We start from the raw sequence: 3,973 nt of genomic DNA, 5'->3' as shown, positions 1-3,973 counted from the left end.
ACAGGGTCAAGGTTGGATTTCGAATGATAGAATTGCAATGCTCCCTTATTGAAGCACAGAAATTATTACAACATCAGGCAACCCATGATCCCCTTACGGGTATTTTAAATAGAAGGGCTATTATGGAGGCATTGTCTAAGGAGTGGGCTCGATTTACCCGAACCAAAAACAATTTTACCCTTGGCTTTGTTGATATCGATCATTTTAAAAAGATAAATGACCTTTTTGGCCATTCTATAGGTGATGATACGTTAAAAGAAATATGCGAGTCTTTCACGTCTTCCCTCCGGGAATACGATGTATTTGGCAGATATGGAGGAGAAGAGTTCCTCATCATATCACCACAAACCACACTTCCTGACCACCTTAGCATTTATGAAAGAAAACGGGAGGAAATTGCGAAAAAATCTATACACAAAGAAAACCGCACGCATCCTCTATCTGTCAGCATTGGGGTTGCATCATCCCATGAAGCATCATCTCTAGATGAGTTAGTATCTCTTGCAGATACGAGATTATATGCCGCAAAAGAGTCGGGGAGAAATGCCGTTGTATATACCTGAGCTCCGTAAAATCGCCTTCCCAGCATTCATGGTTTGCAAGAGAGTACAATGTGTTGTATGTGATGGGCTATGGAAATACATTTTACCACACATCCCCCCCCCCTTGACGTACCGCAGCAAAAATAGTACACTTACCTCAGATACCATCCCGTTCCCGCGAGAGGGGGCCCCCCATGTTGCATCCCGTACTGTTTCGTACCACAATCATCTGTCTTTTCTCTGCGGCTCTTCTCCACACGGCACCGCCCATCTACTACGAAAAAACCACCGAACCCCTGCCAAACCCGGAACGGGGCTGGCATCGCTACCGCAATTACGATGACCTCTGGGGACTTGGGGAGATGCGACAACGTACAGAAACCCTCATATACGGCCGGGTATACGTCCCCCACTACCGGGACCGCTCTCTTCCCGAAGAGTTCCTCACGGATACCCTGCAAAATCTCTTTGACCAGGCCCGTAACCACGGCCTGAAGGTAAATTTCCGTCTCACCTACTCCGCCGCAGAGGATGAGCCCGATGCGCCCCTGGAGATTGTCCTGCATCATATAGAACAGCTCACCCCCCTCTTCCACAAAAACAAAGATGTCCTGAATGTTGTGGCCGGGGGTTTTGTGGGGGCCTGGGGTGAATGGCACGCCTCACACCACGATCTCACAGAACCGGAAAACCGCGAAGCCATTATCAACGCCCTGATGGAGGCGATACCCAAAGACCGGATGTTTCTCATGCGCTATCCGCAGTATAAACGGGATCACACCGGCGGAGATATTGACGACCTCGCAACGGGGCTTAGAAAAGAAGATGCCTTTTCAGATCTCCCCATTGCCCGCATAGGTCATCTCAACGACTGCTTTGTCTCCTCCGAAACCGATGTGGGCACCTATCACCGCCACGGACGCACAAAAGAGCTTGCCTGGCTGGGTCATGAAGCTCCCTACCTTCCATGGGGCGGAGAAACCTGTCAGGTCCATGAATATAACAACTGCGAACGCACCCTGGAGGAAATGGAGCTTCTTCGGGTAAACTACCTCAACCGGGACTACAACCGCGATGTGCACGACCTCTGGGAAGAAGAGGGCTGTTTTGAAGAGATACATCGGCGTCTGGGCTATCGATTTGTGCTGGAAAAGGCGTATATACCTGCACACATTGCCGCAGGAAACCATCTGCAGGTAACCCCCACCCTTACAAACACCGGCTTTGGCGAACTCTATAATCCCCGCCCCCTGGAAGCAGTGCTGCAGGAACATTCCACGGGCACGACATACCGCGCCCGTCTCTTTGAAGACCCCCGTTTCTGGACGGCGGGAAAAAGCCATACCACCACCTGGTATCTCAGCATTCCCGAAGATATTCCCGCAGGAGACTACTCCCTGGGAATCGCTCTTCCCGATGCAGATGACTCCCTCCGTACAGATCACCGTTACTCCGTCCGTTTTGCCAACAACCATGTCTGGGACAGTACCTCAGGGGTAAATGTCCTCCGCGACAGCCTCCGTATTGTTCCCCCCGACACCACCTCCCGGGGATACACCCGTTTTGAAGAGGTCTTTCCCGATACCACGGCACTTATCTCCCATAGCGAAAAAACATAGTGGCCATGCTGACCGGCAGATCTTTCTTAAAGATAACGCCATCCATCTCACCACACCGCACAATGGACCGCTTACGTTTCAGCTTATCTCCCCGACAGGACGAATTGTCCTCTCGCAGGAAAAAACAGCTACAGTCCCTCAAGAAACCTCTGTTCTGTCCCTTCCCGCAGAGGGCCTCTCACCGGGGGTATATATATTCCGCGTACACGGCAAAACCCATGCATGGAGCATCCCCCTGCACTACACTCCATAAAGTATATGCACAAGCGTGGTTTCTACAGAAAGAAAAACGTTGCAAGACCGCACAGGGCACAAACGCCCCAGATACCCCGGTGCCAGTCGTAGAGACGACGGGCGGTAAAGCCTGCAAAGGGAGCACAGGCAAAGACCGTATCAAAGAGGAGCAGGGGAATCCCCATAAAGAGGAAAAATCCCGCCGTCTGCTGCAAGAATACTGTGGGAAAGGACACCATGGAAAAAGAGCTCAACCAAAGAAGCGCCGTAAGCAGCATAGTGTATACCATGGCAGCACGGCCAAAGCGCGCTGTATAGTGAGCAGTGCTCCACTCCTGCAAGCGCGGATACAGTCCCCCCGGCAGGGGAAACACATAGCCCAAAAGTGCAGTAATGATGGTAATACCCACTCCTCCCGACCATGGACGGTAGACACATTCGGACCGCTTCAGCCCTCCCACATAGCGCAACACTCCATGGCGCAGGGAAAAAAGCAGCGTTGCGGCGACGGTTGCCGGAAAAAACCATGCAAAGCCATGCTCTGGCGGGGACATGCCGAACATTTCACCCCGAAAGAGGGCGATGGCTGTACACAGCAGCCCGTGGAAGAAAATCGTATGGACAGCCCCATACCGTCCCGCTTCTTTTGGGACACACCCTTTCACCCAGAAAAAATGCCCCGGGGCAAAAAAGAAATGCGTCTTCCACCAAAGTACAAGGGTATGGATAACTCCCCAGGCACGAAGCAGATCGCTGCCGCTTAGCCGGCGATACCCCACCCTGAAAAAACGATTTGACGAGGCCGTATTATACCCTTCTACCATGGTGCATATTTCATGACACCCCAAAGATTCAAGATAGTTGGTGGCCGTATCCACAAGCCTTTGAGCAACCCCCTGTCCGCGAAATGCCGGATCACTCATCAGCCAGGAGACATAGCCCACCCGCTTTTTTCCAGGAAGGGAAACCACCCGTATAAGACACACACCGGCAACCTGCTCCCCTGCTTCGGCCATATATCCACCGGCATCATCTATGCCAACAAAGACTGATTCCGTGGGGGAAAGGCCCGTTTGGCCAGAGCGGCTACGGCTGCCGCATCTTCTGCAGGGACAAGGGGGCGCACGTAGATAGCATGGGACTGTGTCATGGAGATACCCTCCGGCTGAATGGCTCTTTTTTCAAAATACAGTCCGGTCAACACCCAAAAAAGGCGGGGGAAAGATTTTTTCCTTTAAAAATAAGTGATCCATTTCTTCTGGTGTCTTCCACCCATTGGCCGAATGTTTTCTAACCCGATTATAGTAAATCTCAATGTACCAAAATAGATCTCGTTGTAACTCCTCCTTTGACTCATATTTTCTGTGATAAATCATACCGTGAATTCAGGTTTTTAAACAACCAGCTTCAACAATTTCTCGTTGAATACTTGCCTTCATTTTATTAATCTGAGATCGAGTTTTATACTCTCCATTATGTGAGTAGTCACAGATAAGTTCTCTGAAAACATTAAGTTGATTTATGCGTTCTTCTTTATTCATAATCTTCCTTATCATCTATCCTAATCTGTATCTACAC

The 3,973-nt window shown here is 50.4% G+C and carries 4 protein-coding genes; 3 read left to right on the top strand and 1 reads right to left on the bottom strand.

Annotation, left to right across the window (positions count from 1 at the left end):
• From CALK_RS11530 to CALK_RS13475, 3 genes are all read left to right on the top strand, one after another.
• The coding region (locus tag CALK_RS11530; protein WP_034638332.1) for a GGDEF domain-containing protein at positions 1 to 563 on the top strand (563 nt) is incomplete at its 5' end.
• Positions 564 to 736: 173 nt separating this feature from the next.
• Positions 737 to 2,161 carry a DUF4832 domain-containing protein gene (locus CALK_RS11525; RefSeq protein WP_022637839.1) on the top strand — a complete coding sequence of 475 codons (1,425 nt, stop codon included), beginning with the start codon at positions 737 to 739 and terminating at the stop codon, positions 2,159 to 2,161.
• A complete protein-coding gene (locus CALK_RS13475) occupies positions 2,043 to 2,414 on the top strand; it encodes a T9SS type A sorting domain-containing protein (protein WP_155851872.1) in 372 nt (123 codons plus the stop codon). Before CALK_RS11525 ends, CALK_RS13475 begins: the two co-directional genes overlap by 119 nt.
• A gap of 22 nt (positions 2,415 to 2,436) precedes the next feature.
• Here the strand turns inward: CALK_RS13475 and CALK_RS11520 are convergent, their stop codons facing one another.
• On the bottom strand, positions 2,437 to 3,411 hold the full coding sequence (locus tag CALK_RS11520) for a GNAT family N-acetyltransferase (protein WP_022637838.1): 975 nt from the start codon (positions 3,409 to 3,411) through the stop codon (positions 2,437 to 2,439).
• Positions 3,412 to 3,973 lie beyond the last annotated feature (562 nt).

This window comes from Chitinivibrio alkaliphilus ACht1 (assembly GCF_000474745.1).
In the GTDB taxonomy this organism is placed as follows: Bacteria; Fibrobacterota; Chitinivibrionia; order Chitinivibrionales; family Chitinivibrionaceae; genus Chitinivibrio; species Chitinivibrio alkaliphilus.
The sequence above is the reverse complement of the archived record's forward strand: the minus strand, read 5'-3'. Positions and strand labels throughout refer to the sequence as shown.